Here is a 21989-nt window from a genome sequence, read left to right as displayed (position 1 = left end):
TAATAGAGTTTCAAAACTATTGTTGAGATAACTCGCTTAGAGTAACTATATTAGGGTTATTGACGATAGGATTGATAATTAACTTTCTATAGCTGATAATTATAGGATTTATGCTATCAGGGTTATAAATAGCTTCTAGCAAATAGGCTAAGCGCATACCATTTAAATATATTTGTTGATTAAATTTATTATTATATTGTGAAAAAGTTTTTGGATTCCAGGTAATTGTAATGAGTTTTTTTGTTGTATTTGCCTGATAATGAAAGCTATCTTGATCAGTAATTAAGATTTCACAGCCAAGTTGAGCACTTTGTTTTGCCCAATGGGTAATACTTGGTGAAATTTGATCTGTATATTGTCCAGTTTGTAAGGCAAGATAATGTAAGTAGGCTAAGTATTCATTTTTATATTGATACCATAATTCATAACCTTGAGGTGAGTATTTTGAATCCATTGTTTCTTGTAATTGGTTAAACTGAGCAAGATCACTGTCAAAGTAGGCATGTAATTTATCAATGGCTAAAGTGGTATAATCATTTAATGGATTTTTCCCTGTAACTTGATTGTACTCTGGGGTATTTATTTCATTAAAAATCATACGATTACCACCATAGGTATTAATACCATCTAATTTAGGATTGATGGTATGTAAAGGTTGTGCTAAATCACCCATAAAATGGATTAAATATCTTAAAGCAGTCGCTTTTTGACTATCTGAAGTTGTTTTTAATGCTAATGTCTTAACTGCACTTTCTATTGCATTGATAATATTATGAGAATTTTTATGAATAAATGATTCAATGTACTGGTTATTTAATGTATTTTGGCAATAAGTTTGATTGCCTTGTTGAGCTAAATTAATATCAACACCGATAAAATGCATATCAGAGAAATTATTTTTTTGGCTAAAGTCTTGCCAGTAATAATTTTTTAGATCATCTGGCCAGCTAGCAGCACCTTGCATATAATTATAGGTTTGATATAAGATTTTAGGGCTAGGCTGCGGTTGTTTCCAGTCATTTAATTCAGGTACATCTGGCTGAATATTTAATAATTGATTAACTTTTATTAGCGTTTCATGATTTAGATGTTCTTCTGCAATTTGAGCAACGAGTGCATGGCCAGTACTCCATAAGGCTATTGCATTATTGCTTAAAAATCCGATGGTTAAAATAAATACTAATATTTTTTTCATGTTTTACATCCTGGTAATTTATTTTAAATTATGTATATCATAATTTGTATATACATGAATTTTTGTGTATACTATATTATATATACGTATCACTAGAGGTAATGTAAATGATTTCTACTGTATTTAAAAGTGGTAATAGTCAAGCGATTAGAATTCCAAAGAAATTAAATGTTGATTCAACAAAAGTTGATATTAAAAAAATTGGAAATGCTTTGATTATTAGAGAGTTACCTGAAGAGCAAGATTGGGATCTAATATTTCAGTGTTTAGATGAGTTTGAAGATTTTATGTCTGAAGGACGTATTGATTTACCGCTCCAAAAGAGAGAAAAGTTTAAATGATTAAGCTGATGCTAGATACCAATATATGTATCTATATTATTAATGAAAAGCCACCTCATGTACTCAATAAATTTAAGGAGTATAAATTTAATGAAATTGGTATTTCTTCAATTGTTTATTCTGAGTTGGTTTATGGTGTATATAAAAGTATTAAAGTTGAAAAGAATATAGTGGCATTAGCAAGTTTTATAACACCTCTATCAATTGTTGAGTATGATCAAAACGCAGCTGATGAATATGGTTTAATTAGAACTAGCTTAGAAAAAAAAGGTAAGCTAATTGGTGCAAATGACTTATTGATAGCAGCACATGCAAAAAGTCTTGAATTGCCTTTAGTTACTAATAATTTGGAAGAATTTTCTCGAGTTGATGGTTTGGCATTATATAATTGGGTGGAGAAAGCGTAACTTATGAAAAGTTCAAAATATTCGCTTCAAAACAGGCAACTTACAAATAAGATAGCCTAAAATAAATGAGAAAACCACAGATGGAATAGCAATAATAATAAAATTAGCTAATGGTGTTTCAGTCATAAATAATCTTAAAATACTAGTGAATATTACTAAAGGAATCACTTGAATAACATAAGCAGCATAACTTGAACGGGAAAGTATCCTGGTAAATTTATTTGTATTATTAAAGAGTGCTTTAAATGCATAAATTAAAAATAAGCATAGACCAATAACAGTAAATCCTCTAATTAGAACATAACCATTAAAGCCATAACCTGATAAAATTTTTAAAAGAAATGCATAGGCAAATAACCACATTAGAATACCTACAAACGCATGTTTAAAATTAATCTGATCAAGCCATTGGTATTGATATGCCTTAATACCCAGATAAAACATCAAGATGTACATGGGAAAGTATTTTAAATCATGAAGACCCAAAAAGTTTTCGCCTAATAGATTTTGTAGGTATAACCCAATAGCATTAAATACAATTATAATGACTGTTAATAATATGATTACCAGTACATTGGGTATCGGTTTTTGCTGATAATGCTTTTCTTTATTGGATGAAAATAACTTGTGAGCAATAAGGAAAAAAATATTAAATACAATTAATGCCCAGCAGAACCATGTTACACCAAGCTGCATATTCGCAGTTTTTAGTAAATTACCATAAAACTTTAACACATAAAGATAACTAGCATGTAGTGGTCCTAGATAAGCAACAATTGGTGTAATAATAAAGACAGTGATTAAAACAGGAATACCAAGACGTTTTAGTTTATCTAAAATAAAGTGTATATTGCCTTTTTTAATTAGTGATGGATAAATGAAATAAGCTGAGATAAAAAAGAATAAACTCATAAAAAATGATTGATTAATCCCTTGTAAATTGCTTAAAACATCATATTGCCATTGGTTAGATTTAATGACTTTAGGTAAGTTAAAGCCGATAGGGTCTAATCCAGCAGCGCTAGCAGAGTGATGAATAATCACCAAGATGGCTAATACCCATTTAATATTATCTAAATAATGATATCGTTTTTTATCGTCCATGATTATATACATTTGTATAGGCGCAACTTTATCGCGCCTTGATAATTTTAATTGCTATTTACAGATAAAATAGCATGATTAGATTGATTAGCTGCGCTCAGTAATTTCAACTAAATGATAGCCAAACTGAGTTTTAACAGGGCCGTGAACTTTACCAACTTCTTCATTAAAGACAACTTGATCAAATTCAGGAACCATTTGACCTTGGCTGAAAGAACCTAACTCTCCACCACGTTGGCCAGAAGGGCAAAGTGAATGTGCTTTAGCAGCTTCTTCAAAAGTAACCGCACCATTTTCAATTTGACCTTTTAAGTCATTACATTGTGCTTCAGTTTCAACTAAAATATGACGTGCACTTGCAGTTGTCATGGTCTCTAATCCTCTTAATTTTATTTCAAAGTCCATTACTATAACGTAGTTTTATTGAAGATACAAAGTAAACATGATTTATGCTTTTAAAAGATTTAAATGGGTATTAATTTTGACATTTACAAAAGTGTTAACCAATTAATTAGGCTATATTATTATTTTGAAATATAATTTATTATTAATTTTTGTTTTAATTAGATAAAACATATAAATATATGCTAATTATTTTGAATTATTTTATAGTTATACGTACTTATTTAGTTGACAGCTAGTTTTATTACTGAGAGATTGGTTATGTAATGCTATTATTTTAAATTTAATTTTTGGGAGGGGAAGTTTTTAAAATTCTATTATTAATTTGTATTTATTAATGTAAGTTGTAAATTTATTTAATTATTTGGCATAACTTAAATTTGGGGTAGGGGTATGAAGTTTATTGTAAATGAATTGTTAAAAAATGTTAGACAAGAGACAGAAAACAGAAAAAAAGATATTGAATCAATTCAAAGAGAAGTAAAAAGATTATCTGGTTTGCTAGAACAGAGGATTAATCAGTCTGTAAAAAATGAACTAATTTTAAATGATTCAATCATTAAATCTAGCTCTAAAGAAAATGAAAATTTAGAAAATGAACTAACAACATTAAATGAAAACATAGGTAATATAAAAAATAGAATAATTGAATTATTTGATTATGCTGAAGCTAACCCACAAGCTTTAGATAATGATGTTCAAATTAAAAGCTTTATAACTTTAAGAGAAGCATTAGAAAATATATTTATCGCTGAGAATAATAATAAGATTAATCATTTAGTTAAATTTGCTGAAGAGTATCAGTCAATATCACAGTCAATTGCCGATTTGGAAGAAAGTAGAAAATCAATTATAGGTAAAATAGAAGATTTAGAAAAAGAAAAAAATAATCTGTTACCTAATTTAAAATATTATTCCGTATTAAATGAGATTATTAACAAAACGAAAGCTGACTATAGAAAACATCTGATAAATAAAGACCATATGTCAGAAGAAAATGCGGATAAACTGATTTCAGAAAAATTTGCAGCATGGAATCGCGTTGATTGGTCAAAATCAGATATTAATGATTTAAGTAAGGCATTATTTGCTATATATCATGAAATAAAAAAGAGAGAGTCATTTTTTAGGATGTCTGATAGTCGTAAAATATTATTGCGATATTTAGGTCAAATTGGCATTCAAGAAAGTTTTTTTAAATATGAGAATATGCTAAAGGATGGAATAAAAAACAACATATTAAAATCAAACATCATTGATGATGCTCAACTTAATAAAAGTTTAAATGATAAATTAAATCATTATTTAGATATAAATAGCTTGGAAGGTTTATTAAATGAAATACAAAATAAAAAAGCAACATTGGAGAAAAATCAAGCAAACTTTAAACAAGATAATAGTGATGCTATAAATCAAATTAATGCATTAAATATCGATTCTTTAAACAATGAAATTACAAATCATGGGAAAAATATCAAGTTAATTAAACAAGCATCTGATGGAATTGATAAGAATCTTAAGATAATAGAAGAGCAAAAAAATAAAATTAACAGTAATCCTAATGAATATATTAATGAAAAAATAAATTATTTTCAGAAAAAAAAAGGGCTTAAACAAAAAGAAATTGCAAAAAACATAAGAGAATATTTTAAACAATATGATATTAAAAATATAATAGATAATAGCAAAGATTATCTATATCAAAATTATATTCAGAGTTTGACAAATCTACAATCTGATGATAGTCACTATTTAAATAAAAGCATTTTAAATCATTTTAAATCAGTTTTAGAAAGTAAAAACAATGAAATTAATCAACAAATTGAATTTATTAATAAGCTATTAAGTAACATAAATAAAGGTGATGATGATCAAGTGATTGAGTCTTATGAAAAATTAAACATAGCTTTGGATAATATTAATAAGTTGAAAGATGAAGTTGAAAGTAATATATCTAAATTTATTCATTTTTTATTAATTAATAGTAATGAAAAAATTAAAGTACCTAATGATTTTATAATTGATTTTAAAAACTGTGATTTAAGGTTGGTCAATTTAAATCAAATGATATATGAAAATAATGAACCTTACGATTTTTCAAAAGCCAATTTTAATGGTGCTACATTTGGTTCAGTTTCAGTAGAAGAATTGAAGAGAAAAATAAATCAATTCAAAGAAGCATTAGATCTTGATGTAGTACAAAGTAGTACAATCATTTCTAAGTTAAAAAATAAGGACAAAGACAAGGTTATTTCAGCATGGAATAAACATTTTTCATTTTATCCTATTGACTTAAATAATGACTTATATTTGTCTACTATTGAGCAGTATTTATTAAAAATAGAAAATAATAATGCTAGCGGCGTTTGGTTTGAAACAGTTTTTCCACTAAAGCTAGATGGTTGTGATTTATCAAAAGCAAAATTTGTTGGCAACATTAGTGATGTTTCATTAAGTAGTATTCAAATACCTAAAGATTTAAAAGGTGTTGAAATTGATAAAAGCTGTCAATTAGAGAATGCTAATTTTAATGATGTTATTGTAGATGAAAATACAAAGTTACCACTATTTGTAAACTATAAATTAGAAAATATAATTAATCAAGCTTCAGAAGAAAGTCATTTTTCTTTAGAAAATCATATTTTTAATGGCGGTAAAGATGCTGGATTACCCAAAAATTTAAAACGGGTAAATTTAAATGGAGCACAAATATCTGATTGTGTTTTTGAAAATGGAGAAATTGATCGAACGACAGTTTTAGAGGGTATAACGTTTGTTAATGTTAGGTTTAAAAACTTAGACTGTAATAATGCAGTATTTAAAAAATGTACATTTGAAAATTGTACGTTTGAAAGTTCAAATGATAAACAAATAAAAAATTCTACCTTTGAGTCTTGTAATTTTAATAATACGAAATTTAGTCAAGATTTTGTCAGTTGTAATTTTATTGATAGTAAATTTGAAGAGAATACATTTATCAAAGATTGCAGCTTTAAGTCTATTGAGTTTAATGATATTAGATTTGATAGGTTAGATATAGATGAAAATGTTACATTAACTGATATAGAGATCAATGAACCATTTCAACTTAAAGAACTAAAAGGAGACAGTCAACAGGCAAATAATTTATTTGTTATGAGGAATAATGGTAACAGGATTAATAAAAACCCGGATAGTAGTATTAAAAATTTATTTATGCGTTCAAGTCAAAGTAGTTTATCTTCTTTATCTTTGTCAATTCAACAATTATCTGCAGATCAATTTTTACAAGGGCTACAAAATGCTTTACAAAAGTTTGTCAAAGATAATAAGGTTATTAATTCAGAAGATATGAGGAAAGAAGCTCTACAATGGATTAAAGAAAATGTATCTAAATTAAGCACATTAGATGACTGTGTGGAAGTCCAAGCAAAGCTACAACAAGAGTGGAAAAATAAAGAAGGTGGGAAAAGTAATCAAAATGATGTTAAATGGCGTCTATTTAATAGTTTTAGTAAAACATTCAAAACTACAGATCAATCACATGAGGGTGAACAGATATTAAATTTAATTAAGATTGAAATAAGGAAAAAAGCTACTGAATTAGAATTAAAAAAATATAATAATAATCAACAAAATCAAAAAAATGAACTCCAAGCTTGTTATGGGTTTCTACATAAAGCATTTAGGTTATTTGAGCAGAATACATATGAAAATATTTCTAATTTAAATCTTAATGGAAATGAAAAAACAATCATTAAAAATATTTATGAAAATAGGAAAATAATTGATATTCATCAATTAGCTAAAGATAAGCGTGGTCGTAAAAATGAGTTAAGATCTTTAGATAGTGTTAGTGAGATAAAAACATTTGTTAATGATCTTAAAGATGTTGATGTAAAATTTGGTAGCATATTTAGGTATTTTGATGCTCTTTTCTGCTCTGATTCTAGTAAAGTTAATTCATTTGTTGATAGCTTAGATTATGAGGATTTAGTATATTTATCAGCAATTTTAGAAAGCGATTATACTAATGAGTTAAAAGATATTAAAAGTAATATGGAACAATTATCAAAGAATATAATTAATATTTTATTTAGTACGGTAAATCAAGTCATAGAAAGAGGTAAGTTAAGCCAAAATGAATTAGAACAGTTTCTTTTGATGATAAAGGAAACGCCATTTACAAAAGAGCAGTTTTTAGATGCAAGTAAGATAGAAGATTTACTTTTAGGTAAAAAAGTAAGTTTATTTAAGGGAACATTAGTTAATCCAAATGATCAAATAATTTTTGTAAATCAATTAATGGCAATATTTAATAAATCTTTTTATTTTGAATCAATAAATGGATTAAAAAGTTTTGATAAAATAAGAAATGAATTTTTAAACTGTTTAGCTGATCAAGCAAAGCTAGAGAATAACAAGCAGTTTGTGATAGATGTTGGCAATCCTCCAAATATTAAAATAGGGGAAAATAATCAACTAGCTAAACTGATTGATAATACAACAGTTCAATTAAAAGGAAAGGTTATAACCGATTTGAAATCAAAGGTTATGAAATCGAATAGCTCAACAAATTCTCCTTTAATTGTGTACGGTGCTGAGATTACGCCTAATGCGCAGTTATTATCAACCCAAAACCCCAATCCCCATCTTTCTTAAAACCTCACACAGTCGAATTAAAGGTAGGCCAATTAAAGTATTTGGGTCATTGCCTTCAAGTTTTTTAAAAAGCGTTATTCCTAAACCCTCAGATTTGAAACTGCCAGCACAGTTGAGTGGTTTTTCTTTTTCAACATAATGAGTAATTTCTGTTAGTGTTAAGTTTCTAAAATACACTTTAAATGGCTCTATGAATGTCTCAACTTGTTTTGTTTTGGTATTAAGAACACATAAACTGGTATAAAAGGTAACACATTGATCACTAAAGCTTGTTAATTGTTTTATAGCGTTTTCTTTATTATGGGGTTTGCCTAAAATTTGATTGTTAAATGTTGCAACTTGATCTGATGCAATAATGATTTTTGGTGCTTTTACTATTTGAGAGACTTTTTCAGCTTTTAATTGAGCTAAACGTTTGACTAATTGTGGGGGTGATTCATCAATTAACGCACTTTCATCTATATCTGGGGATAGGCAAGAAAAGGGTAGTTGTAATTTCTCAAGTAATGCTTTGCGATAAGGGGATGATGAAGCAAGTATTATTTGGAGTTTTTGCATATTTTATATTTAATAATAAATTATTTGCTAAAGATTATTTATTATAACAGCATTTTGAACAATAATTATAGATATGGGTAAAGATAATGGAAATTTAAAGACCAATGTCACACTCACACTATGATGTGATTTTTTCAAAGTCAGAAGAACGAATGAATACGTTAACACATTTTGTTGGTGTATTATTTGGTGTGGTCGCTTTAATTTTTTTAGTTATAAAAGCCTGTGGTTCAGGCCTAGCCGTTAATGTTGTCAGCTGTGTTATATTTGCAGTAAGTATTATCATCCTTTATGCTTCAAGCAGCCTTTATCACATGCTAAGTGACGGTAAAGCAAAACGTTTCTTTAGAGCACTCGATCACTTAAGCATTTATTTATTAATTGCAGGGACTTATACACCAGTTGCCTTAATTATGGTTAAAAATCCATATAGTTGGATTATTTTTGGTATTTTATGGGGGTTGGTTGTTTTAGGTTTTGCTTATAAATTAATTTTTTTTCATTCGGGGTGGTTATCAACATTTATTTATATCATGATGGGATGGACTGCATTAGGCTTTATTGTACAGGTAATTGAAGCTTTACCTTTAGGTGCTTTAATGCTGATATTATTAGGTGGTGTAATTTATACATCTGGCACGATTTTTTATATGTTGGATGAACAGATAAAATATGCACATGCATTGTGGCATTTATTTGTATTGGCAGGTACAGTATGTCATGTTTTGGCTGTGTATTTATACATTGCTGGTATGAAGCATTAAAATTAAAAAATTAAAGGAAATCGTTTAACGAATGAAGGCAATGATTTTAGCTGCAGGTCGCGGTCGAAGAATGAGGCATTTAACTGAAGATATGCCAAAACCATTATTATCTGTCAGAGGTAAAAGTCTATTAGAAGCACAAATTGATCGCCTAGTAAAATCAGGTGTTAGTGAGATTATAATTAACGTTGCTTACCTTGGAAATCAGATTATTAAAGCCATTGGTTTTGGTGATCGTTGGGGTGTTAAAATCGTCTATTCTTGTGAAGTGGAGCCACTAGAGACTGGGGGTGGTATTTGTCGAGCTTTAGCTTTTTTATCAGAGACGTTTATTGTGGTTAATGCGGATATTGTAACAGATTATGACTATAGCCAATTGCTTCAATTTACATTAAACAATACGCGTCAAGCTCACTTGATATTAGTTGAGAATCCACCGCATCATCTAAAAGGTGATTTCTCAGTAGATAATAATATACCGACTACAAAATTGAATTCAAAAACATATACTTTTTCAGGGATTGGTTTATATCATCAGAGCTTGTTTGAGGGATATTACTCAGGTTGTAATGTAAGATTACCTGATATATGGAAAAAACCAATGACTAATCAAAAAGTTACAGCTGAAATCTATCATGGTGTATGGGCTGATATCGGTACACCAGAACGGTTAAGTGTTTATAATTAAAAATACTCAATATTTTCTTCTTAAGAAATTTTCTTAACATTAAAGCATAAAGCGCTTATGATGTTGGCATCTACTTAAAGAGTATTTGAGATGTCAATTTTAAGGAATAAAAATAATGTGGTTCAAAAATCTTATCATTTTTCAATTAACGGAATCATTTAAACTAAAAACAGAAGACTTTGAGAAAGCACTTAGTGAATTTCGTTTCCAACCTTGTCCTTCTTCAGAAGCTTTATCGCTTGGGTGGAGTTCTCCCTCTGGCCAAACTGAGGGTATACTAGTTCATGCTGCTAATGGTTATTTAATGGTGGCATTAAAAATAGAGGAAAAAATAGTACCTGCCTCTGTAGTTAAAGAAATGCTAGATGAAAAAATAGAAGAAATAGAATTACGGGAAAATAAAAAAGTAAGAAAAAAAGAAAAAGATGCACTGAAAGATGAAATCTATCATAGTCTTTTGCCAAAGGCTTTTTCAAAGCATTCATTTATCTATGGCTATATAGATACAAAGGCTAATCTATTGGTGATTGATGCAGCTTCAATGAAAAAAGCAGAATTGTTAACGGTGCAATTAAGAAAAGCATTAGGCTCATTTAAAATTCAAACACCTGATATTGTAACAATTCCTTTATTATTAACTAAATGGTTAACTGAAAATCAATATCCAAATGATTTAGTTATTGAAGATAATTGTGTATTAAAAGACCCTGATGATAATAGTGGTACGATTCGTTGCCAGCGCCAAAATTTATTATCGGGTGAAATTGCACAGTTAATTGAAAATGGCCGTGAAGTGATTCAGTTAGGTTTAACTTGGAAAGATCAAATTGCTTTTGTTGTTAAAGATGACTTTAGTATCCGTTCGGTGAAATTTTTAGAGATTCTGCAAGACCAGGCAAATGATATCTTTACAGAAACAGAGTCACAAAAATTTGATGCTGACTTTACAATAATGACAGAGAATTTACATGAATTTTTAATTGCAATGTTCGAATTATTTGCCAATGAGCCATTAAAAGTAAAAGCATTATCTGATAAGGCTGAAACTGAAGAAGAAGCAACAGAGAGTGTAACCGTAGAAGATTTAATGCCTCAACAATTAAGTGATGAAAAAACTGTGGATGTTGACTTAAATCAGTAGGGAACAATGCAATGAAAATTACGATTTTTGGTTCAGGTTATGTTGGCTTAGTAACTGGAACTTGTTTTGCAGAGATGGGAAATCATGTTACTTGTATTGATATAGACTCAAAGCGTGTTGATGATTTAAACCATGGACTGTGTCCAATTTTTGAGCCTGGCTTAGAGGCGCTCATTCAAAAAAATATTAAAGCAGGTCGTATTGGATTTCAAACTGAAGCAAAACAAGCAATAGAAGATTCAGAAGTTATTTTTATTGCTGTAGGCACACCACCTGAAGAAGGTGGATCAGCGGATTTACAATATGTATTACAGGTTGCTCAAACAATTGGTATGCATTTAAATGATGAAAAAATCATCGTTAATAAATCAACAGTACCTGTTGGCACAGCAGATAAAGTTAGGATTGCGATTGATGCACAATTACAAAAGCGTCATTGTGATATTCAATTTCATGTTGTTTCAAACCCTGAGTTTTTAAAAGAAGGTGATGCAGTAAATGACTGTATGAATCCAGATAGAGTTATTGTTGGTGTCGACTCTGATAAAGCAACTGAAGTAATGAAGCGACTATATCAACCATTTAATCGTAATCATGATAAAGTGATGTTTATGGATGTTCGTTCGGCAGAGCTAACAAAATATGCAGCTAATGCAATGCTTGCAACTAAAATAAGCTTTATGAATGAAATGAGTCGTATTGCTGAAGCTGTTGGTGCTGATGTTGAACAAGTGCGTTTAGGTATAGGTTCTGATAAACGTATTGGCTATCATTTTATATATCCTGGTTGTGGTTATGGTGGTTCATGTTTTCCAAAAGATGTTCAAGCATTAAGGTATACTTCAGACAATCACCAATATAAGGCAAGAATCTTAGATGCTGTACACCAGGTAAATGAAGATCAAAAACAATTTTTATTTGAAAAAATTGAACAATACTTTAATGGAGACCTTGAAGGTAAGCATATAGCTTTGTGGGGACTTGCATTTAAACCAAACACAGATGATATTCGAGAAGCGCCATCGCGTGATTTAGTTGAAAAGCTTTTTCGAAAGGGTGCAACGGTTCAAGCTTATGACCCAGAAGCAATGGATAACTTTAAGAAAATTTATGTTGATAAGCCGATTTCTTTTTATACAACACCAGAGGCAGTATTAGAGAATGCAGATGCTTTAGTTGTTGTAACTGAATGGTCATGTTTTAGATCACCAGATTTTAATTTAATTAAATCTAAGTTAAATACTCCAGTTATATTTGATGGCCGTAATTTGTATAATCCAAGTTATCTAAAACAATTAGGTATGGATTATCTTTCAATCGGACGTGTATTTGAAGAGAGCGCATAAAACTATATAGGTTATATCATATGAAACAACAATATTGGATTTGCCCATCACTATTATCAGCAAATATGGCAAGGCTTTATGAAGAAGTAGTTGCAGCTATTGAAGCAGGTTGTGATCGGATTCATGTTGATGTTATGGATAATCATTATGTGCCAAATTTAACATTTGGTCCAATGATTGTTGAAGCATTAAGAAAAGAAGGTATCACTATAGCATTGGACGTTCATTTGATGGTTGAACCTGTGGATGATTTAATTGAGCGATTTGCTAAAGCAGGTGCAAGTAGTATTGTATTTCATCCAGAAGCATCTAAGCATGTTGATCGAAGTTTAATGCTAATTCGTCAATTTGATATTGAAGCTGGGTTAGTTTTAAATCCTTCAACGGATCCATCTATATTAAATTATGTATTAGAGCGCTTAAACCGAGTATTACTAATGTCGGTAAATCCTGGTTTTGGTGGACAGAGCTTTATTCCAACTGTTTTAGAGAAAATTAAAACAGTACGTCAAATGATAGATGATAATCAATTACCTATTCGTCTTGAAGTTGATGGTGGTATTAATGCAGATAATATTAAATCCATTGCACAAGCAGGTGCAGATGCATTTGTTGCAGGCAATGCAATTTTTAGCCATCCTAATTATAAAGAAGCAATTCGATTACTAAAAAGTCAGTTATAATTTACTTTATTATGATCGCAAAATAATCAAATCTAAAACATAAGATAGTATTTTACCATTACAATTGATTAATATATAAAACATAATGCTAGTTTAAGTTTGTAATTTTAAATATCTGGTTATTTCATGTTTAATTATTCATAATCAACCCATCATTTGTTTAGGAGGTTGAATAATGACGCGTGAAGTATTAAAAGCAAATATTGCAAATGGCCAATTTGGTATGGTATCTCAAGTTAGGATAACAGATGAACTTGGTTTTGAAGATGGTATTTATGCTGAAAAAGAAATAAGATCAAGTAAGCGGGATATGGTCGATATTAAAGAAGAAGTATCAAGATGGAATGAATATTTTACTGCAATTGGAAAGGAAGAGTTAGTTCAAGCAAAAGCAGTAGGTGATATAATGTATACGCCTTGGATTGAAGGTAATGAGCCGTCAGCTGAGGAAGTTAAGCAGGCTGTCACTGACTTATATAGAATGGATTATTTTATGGCAGACCCTAAACCAGATAACTTTAAGAAGCTTATAAATGGTCAAGTTATTCCAGTCGATTTTGGTGAAATATATCATAGAGATAGTCCAAAAACACCGATAAAATCAATAGGTTTAATTCATAATACACCATTTGATTATAGTAAATATTTCCCTGATGTTGATGAAATAGGTACAGCTTATTTTAATTATCAGAGTAAACGCTACGATGCTGAATCTGCAGAAAAAATTCATAATTTAGAGAATAGCAATTCATTTATGGGATTTACATCAGACCTAGAAGTACCAATGTTAATGCCAGTGCCCAAAGGTGGCTTTGGTAAAAAGAAACAAGAAGAAACTCCAATGGTATTTGCTGAAAAAGAAAAAGAGTCTACACTTTGCTGTGGACCAATAACTTGTAATATTTTATAAGTTGAGAATATGAATTGATCATTAAAATTGATCTGAAGGTGATGCAGTACTAGTTTTAGTCGAATTATGTGTAGGGTAAAATAAACTACTTGGAGTAGACGCTAAGCTAGAACTTGTTTCTGACTTGTGATGTTTGACCATACTAATGGCAGTATTTAATGTTGAAGTTTCACCATACTCCTGGCCTAATGCACTTGCAACGACCCCCGTCTTTTCACAAATAAATCGTAAAGGATGGTCTTTATTTTCGGTTGTTGAGTAAATAAAATTGTGTAAATGCCTAAGATCAGTTTTATTTAAATTGCTATCATTAAGGTATGTTTTTAATTTATCTAAAAATAAATCTTTTTTATCATCAATAGATTTAACTGGGTCATTATATAGTTCAGGATTACTTAATGTATCAAAGGATTGTATTTCAGCTTTTTTTTGACCAATTAAACGTAATGCAGTTTGATAAGGTTTGGCATCACTGGTATAAGTTGAACCACTAATAAATTGTTTTTCTTCGCAAAGGAATCGTAGTGGGTGACTTTCATCTTTTAGAGAGCTTTTGATAGTGTTAGATAGTAGATCTAAGATGTTAGTTGATTGAGCTATGTTTAATATATCGTTTAATTTGCTCATAAATAGGTCTATAGGGTTCTCAATATTGCTATCTTTATAGTCAATTTTAGTTAATTGGGTTGCTAGTAATGGAACATCATATTCATAGTCAGGTTTGATATCCTCTTGAAGGAGTTTTGATTTAAGCATGTCATGAATATTATTTCTAGTTTTTTCAGAAAATGCTGAAAATGTTTGATTAATATGATCTTTTAGATTAGCTAAATCTTCAAGTGAAAATTTATTTTTAGATAATATTTTTGTTAAAGATTCTGATACTATAAACTCAATATCTGGGTTATTTAAATCAGGGTTGTAAATTTGATCTAAATATTTGGCATTTTTCTGATATTGTTTTACTTTAGCATTAATTTCAGCTGGTATAGAAACTGCATTTTTGTCAATTACTTTTGCTTCTTTTAAAAACAATAACTTTACATTATCAGATAATTGGCCATCAGTTTCTTGGTAATTATCTTCATAAAAATTAAGTATTCTTGCAGCAAAATATTGTTGTTGTTTTGCTAATAGTGGATCGTTATTTATATTAGTTAATGTAGTATTTAGAATGTTTTTTTGTAAGCTATCAAAGTAGTCATAATCATCTAATTTCTTTTGGCTATAAAATTGTTGATAAAAACCTCTAGTATCATCGAAGATAGCATGTAAACGATGCATTTGAACTTTGTTTTGTTCGCTTAACCTTAAGTATTCAGTTTCAGTAAATGAGTTCCGATTTATTTCCCATGAAAAATTAATCTGCTTTTCGAATATATATTTTTTATCAGCAATTTTTAAATTTTCACTATTTATTTCAACATTTGCTAAAGAAACATTACGACCTTGACTATAGTAACTTTGACCGAATGTTTTACCTGTGGGGGCATTACCATGATTAATAGTTGGTACAACCCAGTGATTAACACCATCTGTAGAGTATGAGTTTAGATTTGGCATATTTGCAACTCCCTATAAAATTTTTTAAAAAATTAAACTTATTTGTGAATATTATTTAATCATGTATTTATTTTTTTGATTACCGTCATTTTTCGGTAAAGATATAATCATTAAACAATGTCTTATATTCATTTATGATTTTGTTTCCGTTACAATCGTGCATAATAAAAAATACGAATGTAAGTAAATAGATGCGTTATTATTTACTCGGTGATCAGTGCCTTATTTTTTCTTTTGGTGATCAAATCTCAAAAGAATTAAGCCATCAAGTCTTAACTGCTTATTATGTAATATCTGAAAATGAATCATTTTTGCAACAATGGCAAATTATCGATTTAGTGCCTTCATATAATGCTTTAGCTTTTCATTTTTTAAATAATAATACAAATACCTATTTGAAATTAGCTGTAGAGCTTGAAAGGCAAATTAAACTCGCTTTAAAAAATAAACAACAGCAGTGGTTAACAAAGACGAATCAATGGACAATTGATGTTAGCTATGGTGGCCATGACTTAACTCGAGTAGCAGAACATACAAAGCTAGTTGAAAATGAAGTAATAAAATTACATAAAGCGCCTACATACCAAATTGCAATGTTAGGATTTGTTCCTTTTTTTCCTTATTTGATAGGCTTAAATCCTAAGTTAGAGATTCCAAGGCGTAAACGGGCAAGAGTTAGAGTAAGTAAAGGAAGTGTTGCATTAGCGGGTATGCAAACAGGAATCTATTCTCAATCATCACCTGGTGGTTGGAATATAATTGGATTAACTGATTTTGATTTATTTGAAAGTTTAAAACCTGGTGATACACTTAAGTTTAAAGAAATTTAAAATAATTTTAAAACAAAAATGAAAAAGGAATTTATATGTTAATTAATTGTGATATTGGTGAGCGTGGAGAGACCAATCCAGTCGACCAGGAGTTATTACAATATGTAGATATTGTCAATATTGCTTGTGGGGGGCATGCTGGAGATGAAACTAGTGTCTCTTATTTTTCCCATGAAGCAAGGCGACGTGGACTTATGGTAACGGCACATTTATCTTATCCTGATGAAGCTAATTTTGGCCGTAAAGAAATGCAGATCTCTAATCAGGAACTTGCTTTAAGTTTGGATGAACAATTAACAATGTTTCCTTTTATTAGGCGAGTTAAATTTCATGGTGCCTTATACCATAAGGTAAATACCAACCTTAAACTTGCTTTATTTTTAGCTAGGTGGTTAAGTACAAAAGGTATAGAGCAGGTATTAGTACCCGAAGGAAGTTTACTTGCTTCAGCTTGCACAAGATTGGATATTAAATGCCTTTATGAAGCATTTATCGAACGTCGTTACTGCATGATAGATGATCAACTAGCTCTAGTTCCTCGTGATAGGCCTTATGCTTGCATCGATGATCCTGAAGAAGCATTGGCTCAATATGAAGATATTCTAGCTGGTTATGTTAAAACATATGATATAAATCAAACGAATAAATTAGTTTCGGAACGTCGTTTAATACGAGCTGATACGGTATGTATTCACTCAGACTCACCGATTGCATTACAGTTAATCTATCGTATTAAAGCACTAGATTCTCATGCTGAAAATATCTGAACAAGGCTTATGCTTTGAAGCATTGGTTCCAAATTATGGATATCAGGCTTTTGGCATATCACCTAAAGGAGCGTTAGATCAATTATCTTATCAAGAGGCAAAAATTTTACTAGGTGAGCCTAATTGTAATCAGGTGATAGAAATCGTCTACCCTCCTAAATTTGAATTTACTCAAGATTCTATTTTTGTACTTACAGGGGCTGCTTTTGAAGATGCAGAGTTAATGTATAATAGTAAGTCGACTCATGTACCTCATGCAACTGTCATTTATGCGCCTAGACATAGCCAGTTAGTTCTTAAAAAAAAACAATACGGCTTTAGAAGTTATTTGGCAGTTTCATCATTATCAGATCAAAATAGAGAAAGAATTGGTTTAAAAAGAGGTGATTTTTCTCAATGGTTTCACTGGTATAAATTTAATCAACCAATTAGAGTTATACCAGCCCCAGAGTTAGATATTCTTAAAAATCAAAATGATTTTTTTACAGCTAGTTGGCAGATTTCATTACACTCAGATAATATGGGATTACGACTTGAGAATGCTAACAAATTAAAATATCAAGTCAAATCAATGATATCAGAAGCAGTTTCTGATGGTACAATTCAATTAACTCAAGATGGACCAATTATTTTATTACGTCACCGCCAGTGTACGGGTGGTTATCCTAGAATTTACAATGTAATTAGCGCTGATATTGATATGCTGGCTCAATTTGTGCCTGGGCAAAATATACAGTTTGAAGAAGTAATGCTTGATCAAGCTTTAGCGTTAAAAAATAAAAAGGAAGCTGATTTAAAGGCATTTAAAGCATTTTTTATTAATACTTAAATTAATGCCTAGGATTACATTAATTTTATTCAACATAAATAACTAGTAGTTTTCCTAGTTTATTTACAAATAATTAAATAATATAATCAGACAATAAATTTGGTGGCTAGTGATTAGCTTTTGAAAAATTAGGCTAAACTAGGGGGAAGCAAAGATGAAATTGATTATATATCTAATTAGCTTAGGTATTATTTTTCCATCAGTAGTATTGGCTAATAGCCATGGCATGATTATCAATAACTCTAAATATAAATGGGAAATGGATAAATGTGATGTTGGCTATGGTAATTTTTATATAGATAGAGATAATTATCATTGTAAATTAGATAGTCCTGGGAATACTTGTACGATATTACCTGGAGATACTTATACATGGGAGATGACGCATACAGGTGGGCGCTATAAAGCATGTATACAGTTTTATGAGTATTTTAATAATCAAAAAATTTCAGTCTGTGATAGTTTAGGTGGTTGTCAGTATCATTATGATGATTCATCTTCAAATGGACCTCATCTAGTAATTAGTGGTCATACCTTTACAATGCCAGATTACCCACCACAAGGAGCATTCCCTTTGAAATTTCAAGTTCAAACAATTAAAGGTTTAGGTAGTATACAAATGGCTGCTTGTGGTATGAAAGTTCAATATTGGCCAAATCTTAAACAATATTTTGCCTTTTGTATGAATTCACAAGAAGATAATGTGATTAATGTAACATTTAGTAAGTCATCATCACGTTGTTATATTTTAGAGGATAGAAATTCTGAGATTAAACAAGTTAACTGTGATAATGCGATTGGTTATGCTTATCCAGCTGATTATACTGGGGTAGTATTTTACTGCCAGCAAATTGATGGGCATGAGAGTGCCTGTCCTTGGATATTAAAAAATCAAGTTAAAAGTATAATACCAAACATTGCACCAGTAGGTACAGTTTGATCTACAGCATTTTAAATAAATTTTGAATACTTCTTTCAATAACCATTTCTTTAATTTTTCCAGTTGTAAACTTCCATGCAGAAACAAAATCAATTTCTGGAGGGATAATTAACTCATCAGGGTTAACAAAAACCTCTACGACAACAGGCTTAGTTTGTTTTAGTGCTTTTTCTAATGTCGATTCTAATTCATTTGGCTTTGTTACAGTCATACCGATACAACCACAAGCTTCAGCAACTTTTGCAAAGTCAGGATTAACTAAATCTGTAGCAAATCTAGGGTAGCCTGCAGCTTCCATTTCTAACTCAACAAAGCCAAATTTATTATTATTAAAAACGATAGCAACAAGATTAAACTCATATCGAGCAGCAGTTACTAAGTCAGCTAAAAGCATACCAAAAGCACCATCACCACAAAGAGCTATAACCTGTCGATTAGGATATTTTGCTTTAGCACCAATAGCAGCAGGCAAGCCAACACCAAGTGAACCATGATTATATGAACCAATTAATCTTTGAGAACCTTTCATTTTTAAATAGCGTGCAACCCAGACAGTTACTTCACCAACTTCACCGATAAAAATAGCATCATCTTCTGCTAATTTGCTTACCTTTAGTAATACCGTTTGGGGGTGGATAATATCACCATTATCCACATCATATTTATCAAGTGTATTTTTAAGCCATTTTTCTTTTTGCGACTGTAGTTTTTTTAAGTGATTATCAGCTTGTTTTTGTTCAAGCATAGATAATAATTGAGTTATTGTAGATTTAACATCACCAATAAGGCCATAAGCAATTCGCGTGCGGTGGCCAAGTTTTTGTGGATTAAGATCAATTTGAATGATATTACCATGTGTTGGTAAAAATGCACTGTAAGGAAAATCAGTACCAAGCATAATAAGTAAATCACACTCATCAACAACTGCCATACCGTGTGGTGTACCAACATGGCCGATACCACCAATTGAGTATGGGTTATCATAAGCTAATACTTCACTACCTTTTAAAGAATGTGCAACTGGTGCATTTAGTTTTTTAGCTAGTTTTTCAACTTCATCAGAAGCGCCTCGTGCACCGCATCCAATTAGTAGAGAAGGCTTTTTACTTTGATTAATTAATTCAATGGTTTGTTTTAATTCATCTTCATCAGGAATAACGGTATGATTTTTGCGGATAAATGTTTGAATGGGTTGGTTGGTTTTTTCTATTTTTAAAGTTGCAAGATCAGTTGGAATTGCAATATGAGCAACACCACGTAATGACACTGCAGCTTCAATAGCTTGTTGGATAAGGCGTGGAATTTGTTTTTCACTTTGTATAATGGCACTAAAAACACATGGATCATCAAATGCTTTACTCTGATCAATTTCTTGGAAATAATCACTTCTTGCTTCTTGGCCAGGTACTTGACCTGTGATAACTAAAACAGGGGAGCGATCTCTTGTTGCATTATAAATACCATTAACTAAATGAATAGCACCAGGACCGATGGTGCCAACGCAAACAGCTAATTCTTGAGATAATTCAGCTTGAGCGCTGACAGCAAAAGCTGCTGATTCTTCATGTCTTACTGTATACCATTTGATTCTGCCATCTTTTCTAATGGCATCTGTAAATGCATTCATTGCATCACCTGTGATACCAAAGATTTGTTTGATGCCGTATTCGGCTAATTGATAAACAAACTCTGCTGCAATTGAGTGTTTTGCCATAAATCTAACTCCTTTTTATTGATTTTGTAATATGTAGCTAAATTTAGTATAAGAATTAGGAGTCAATTGATGAAGGGATGTTATTGCAATTAAATTATTCAGCTTATTTATGATCATATTTATTTCAGAAAATATTGTCTTTTAAATTATTGATACTATATGCTATTTTGTTTTAAATATAGTCCATATAGTTAGTATTTTTGTTTCCAGTTTCTACTTTAAAAAGGTAAGAATAAACCAAAAATATTATTAATTAGTTCTCCTTTTGATAGTGGAAAAGATAAGGCTGTTAATTTTAATTCTGTAAAAAAGACGCTTGAAGCTAAGGGTTGTCAAGTTATTAATAAAGCAGTAATTAAATTTAATGCAACTGATAAAGAGATTTTAGCAAGTGTAAAAAATCAATGTATATCTGCTACAGCAAATAACATTTGGGTCGTACTTAATTTACATGGAGCTTTAGGTTGGCTATTTGGAGAAAATAAGAGTGCTAAAAGTGAAATGGAACACACAATGAATTTTTCAAAATTGATTGAGTTAATTCGAAATATACTGGATGTTCAAGTAGATGCTGTAATATTAAATAGCTGTTATTCAGCAGCTGAGTTAATCGATGAAAATTCTCAAAACTATATATGTTCTCCAGCTAGAGTGCTTAGAATTTATTTACAAAATATACCAATATTAGGTTATATTGGTATCTATAATGAAACGAATGTGACAGGACTATTTACCCCTCAAGAAAACTATAATAGGACAATCTATGATTCAAACGATGAAGATAAAGTAGTATTTAATAAACATTATGCTAGTTTATTATTAGGGTCGGTGATGTTTAAAAATGGAAAAGTAACAAGTAGTAGTGATGATAGTCAAGATATTTATACTTCATGTACTTATATACCAGACTTTGTTGCAGAATTAATTAGAAAACCTGGATTAACTAATAATAGTAAGTAAAACTAATTGCCACTATCAAATTAGTTACCAATTAGATAAAGATACAAAGCAATGTCAAGAAAAGCAGTCCGCTTATGGAAAGTTACAAATTGCTTATGCCAAAAAGAAAATTAGTCAAAATATGGAAAAGCAAGTTACTCAAGATAATGCAATAATATTTTCAAAAGCAACACAATCTGAAGAGCTTTGTCATAAGCTCGAGTTAT

20 protein-coding genes are annotated in these 21989 nt (G+C 30.2%); 14 read left to right on the top strand and 6 right to left on the bottom strand.

All coding sequences use genetic code 11. The features are described from left to right. Positions 1–16: 16 nt before the first annotated feature. Positions 17–1195 (bottom strand): S1/P1 nuclease, encoded by a 1179-nt coding sequence (locus KFE69_09485; GenBank protein UTW41735.1) that lies wholly within the window; start codon positions 1193–1195, stop codon positions 17–19. Between the two features lie 107 nt (positions 1196–1302). Between KFE69_09485 and KFE69_09480 the strand changes: the two genes are divergently transcribed. Both KFE69_09480 and KFE69_09475 read left to right on the top strand, forming a co-directional pair. Then, positions 1303–1536, top strand: coding sequence for an AbrB/MazE/SpoVT family DNA-binding domain-containing protein (locus KFE69_09480; GenBank protein ID UTW41734.1), 234 nt, complete (start codon positions 1303–1305; stop codon positions 1534–1536). Next, the gene (locus KFE69_09475; GenBank protein UTW44050.1) at positions 1536–1943 is read left to right on the top strand and encodes a type II toxin-antitoxin system VapC family toxin; all 408 of its coding nucleotides are present in this window, start codon (positions 1536–1538) and stop codon (positions 1941–1943) included. The genes KFE69_09480 and KFE69_09475 overlap by 1 nt, the downstream gene beginning before the upstream one ends. A gap of 12 nt (positions 1944–1955) precedes the next feature. Here KFE69_09475 and KFE69_09470 read toward each other — a convergent pair whose 3' ends face one another. Beyond that, complete coding sequence (locus KFE69_09470; protein ID UTW41733.1) at positions 1956–3047, bottom strand: acyltransferase; 1092 nt, start codon at positions 3045–3047, stop codon at positions 1956–1958. An 87-nt stretch (positions 3048–3134) separates the two neighbouring features. Further along, complete coding sequence (locus tag KFE69_09465; protein ID UTW41732.1) at positions 3135–3416, bottom strand: peptidylprolyl isomerase; 282 nt, start codon at positions 3414–3416, stop codon at positions 3135–3137. Positions 3417–3842: 426 nt separating this feature from the next. Here KFE69_09465 and KFE69_09460 point away from each other — a divergent pair, with 426 nt between their 5' ends. Further along, on the top strand, positions 3843–8090 hold the full coding sequence (locus KFE69_09460) for a pentapeptide repeat-containing protein (protein ID UTW41731.1): 4248 nt from the start codon (positions 3843–3845) through the stop codon (positions 8088–8090). Here the strand turns inward: KFE69_09460 and maf are convergent. After that, positions 8058–8648: a septum formation inhibitor Maf gene (gene maf / locus KFE69_09455; protein UTW41730.1), complete on the bottom strand. Its 591-nt coding sequence runs from the start codon at positions 8646–8648 to the stop codon at positions 8058–8060. The two genes, KFE69_09460 and maf, sit on opposite strands and share 33 nt — an antisense overlap. Before the next feature lie 104 nt (positions 8649–8752). Here maf and KFE69_09450 point away from each other — a divergent pair, with 104 nt between their 5' ends. The 6 genes from KFE69_09450 to KFE69_09425 all read left to right on the top strand — a co-directional run bounded on the left by KFE69_09450 (position 8753) and on the right by KFE69_09425 (position 14180). Then, positions 8753–9412 (top strand): hemolysin III family protein, encoded by a 660-nt coding sequence (locus KFE69_09450; GenBank protein UTW41729.1) that lies wholly within the window; start codon positions 8753–8755, stop codon positions 9410–9412. 31 nt (positions 9413–9443) lie between these two features. Then, positions 9444–10100, top strand: a complete 657-nt coding sequence (locus KFE69_09445; protein ID UTW41728.1) for a nucleotidyltransferase family protein — start codon at positions 9444–9446, stop codon at positions 10098–10100. Between the two features lie 115 nt (positions 10101–10215). Further along, positions 10216–11241, top strand: a complete 1026-nt coding sequence (locus KFE69_09440; protein UTW41727.1) for a recombination-associated protein RdgC — start codon at positions 10216–10218, stop codon at positions 11239–11241. A gap of 11 nt (positions 11242–11252) precedes the next feature. Continuing rightward, positions 11253–12587: a UDP-glucose/GDP-mannose dehydrogenase family protein gene (locus KFE69_09435; GenBank protein UTW41726.1), complete on the top strand. Its 1335-nt coding sequence runs from the start codon at positions 11253–11255 to the stop codon at positions 12585–12587. Between the two features lie 20 nt (positions 12588–12607). Then, positions 12608–13270 (top strand): ribulose-phosphate 3-epimerase, encoded by a 663-nt coding sequence (gene rpe / locus KFE69_09430; protein ID UTW41725.1) that lies wholly within the window; start codon positions 12608–12610, stop codon positions 13268–13270. Positions 13271–13445: 175 nt separating this feature from the next. Continuing rightward, positions 13446–14180 (top strand): hypothetical protein, encoded by a 735-nt coding sequence (locus tag KFE69_09425; protein ID UTW41724.1) that lies wholly within the window; start codon positions 13446–13448, stop codon positions 14178–14180. 21 nt (positions 14181–14201) lie between these two features. Here the strand turns inward: KFE69_09425 and KFE69_09420 are convergent, their stop codons facing one another. Further along, entirely contained in the window at positions 14202–15743 is a 1542-nt protein-coding gene (locus tag KFE69_09420; protein ID UTW41723.1) for a hypothetical protein, read from the bottom strand. A gap of 191 nt (positions 15744–15934) precedes the next feature. Between KFE69_09420 and KFE69_09415 the strand changes: the two genes are divergently transcribed. The 4 genes from KFE69_09415 (at position 15935) to KFE69_09400 (ending at position 19109) form a co-directional block, all read left to right on the top strand. After that, complete coding sequence (locus tag KFE69_09415) at positions 15935–16573, top strand: allophanate hydrolase subunit 1 (protein ID UTW41722.1); 639 nt, start codon at positions 15935–15937, stop codon at positions 16571–16573. Between the two features lie 35 nt (positions 16574–16608). Beyond that, on the top strand, positions 16609–17340 hold the full coding sequence (locus KFE69_09410; protein ID UTW41721.1) for a LamB/YcsF family protein: 732 nt from the start codon (positions 16609–16611) through the stop codon (positions 17338–17340). Continuing rightward, on the top strand, positions 17324–18169 hold the full coding sequence (locus KFE69_09405) for a hydrolase (protein ID UTW41720.1): 846 nt from the start codon (positions 17324–17326) through the stop codon (positions 18167–18169). The genes KFE69_09410 and KFE69_09405 overlap by 17 nt, the downstream gene beginning before the upstream one ends. A gap of 154 nt (positions 18170–18323) precedes the next feature. Next, complete coding sequence (locus KFE69_09400; protein UTW41719.1) at positions 18324–19109, top strand: hypothetical protein; 786 nt, start codon at positions 18324–18326, stop codon at positions 19107–19109. A 1-nt stretch (position 19110) separates the two neighbouring features. Here KFE69_09400 and KFE69_09395 read toward each other — a convergent pair whose 3' ends face one another. Further along, positions 19111–20823, bottom strand: coding sequence for a pyruvate oxidase (locus tag KFE69_09395; GenBank protein UTW41718.1), 1713 nt, complete (start codon positions 20821–20823; stop codon positions 19111–19113). A gap of 513 nt (positions 20824–21336) precedes the next feature. Between KFE69_09395 and KFE69_09390 the strand changes: the two genes are divergently transcribed. Beyond that, on the top strand, positions 21337–21783 hold the full coding sequence (locus KFE69_09390) for a hypothetical protein (GenBank protein UTW41717.1): 447 nt from the start codon (positions 21337–21339) through the stop codon (positions 21781–21783). The last annotated feature ends 206 nt before the right edge of the window (positions 21784–21989 follow it).

It is taken from the genome of bacterium SCSIO 12844 (genome assembly GCA_024397935.1).
Taxonomy (GTDB): domain Bacteria; phylum Pseudomonadota; class Gammaproteobacteria; order Francisellales; family Francisellaceae; genus M0027.
Note: the sequence above shows the minus strand (reverse complement) of the source record. Positions and strands in the feature narration are given on the sequence as shown.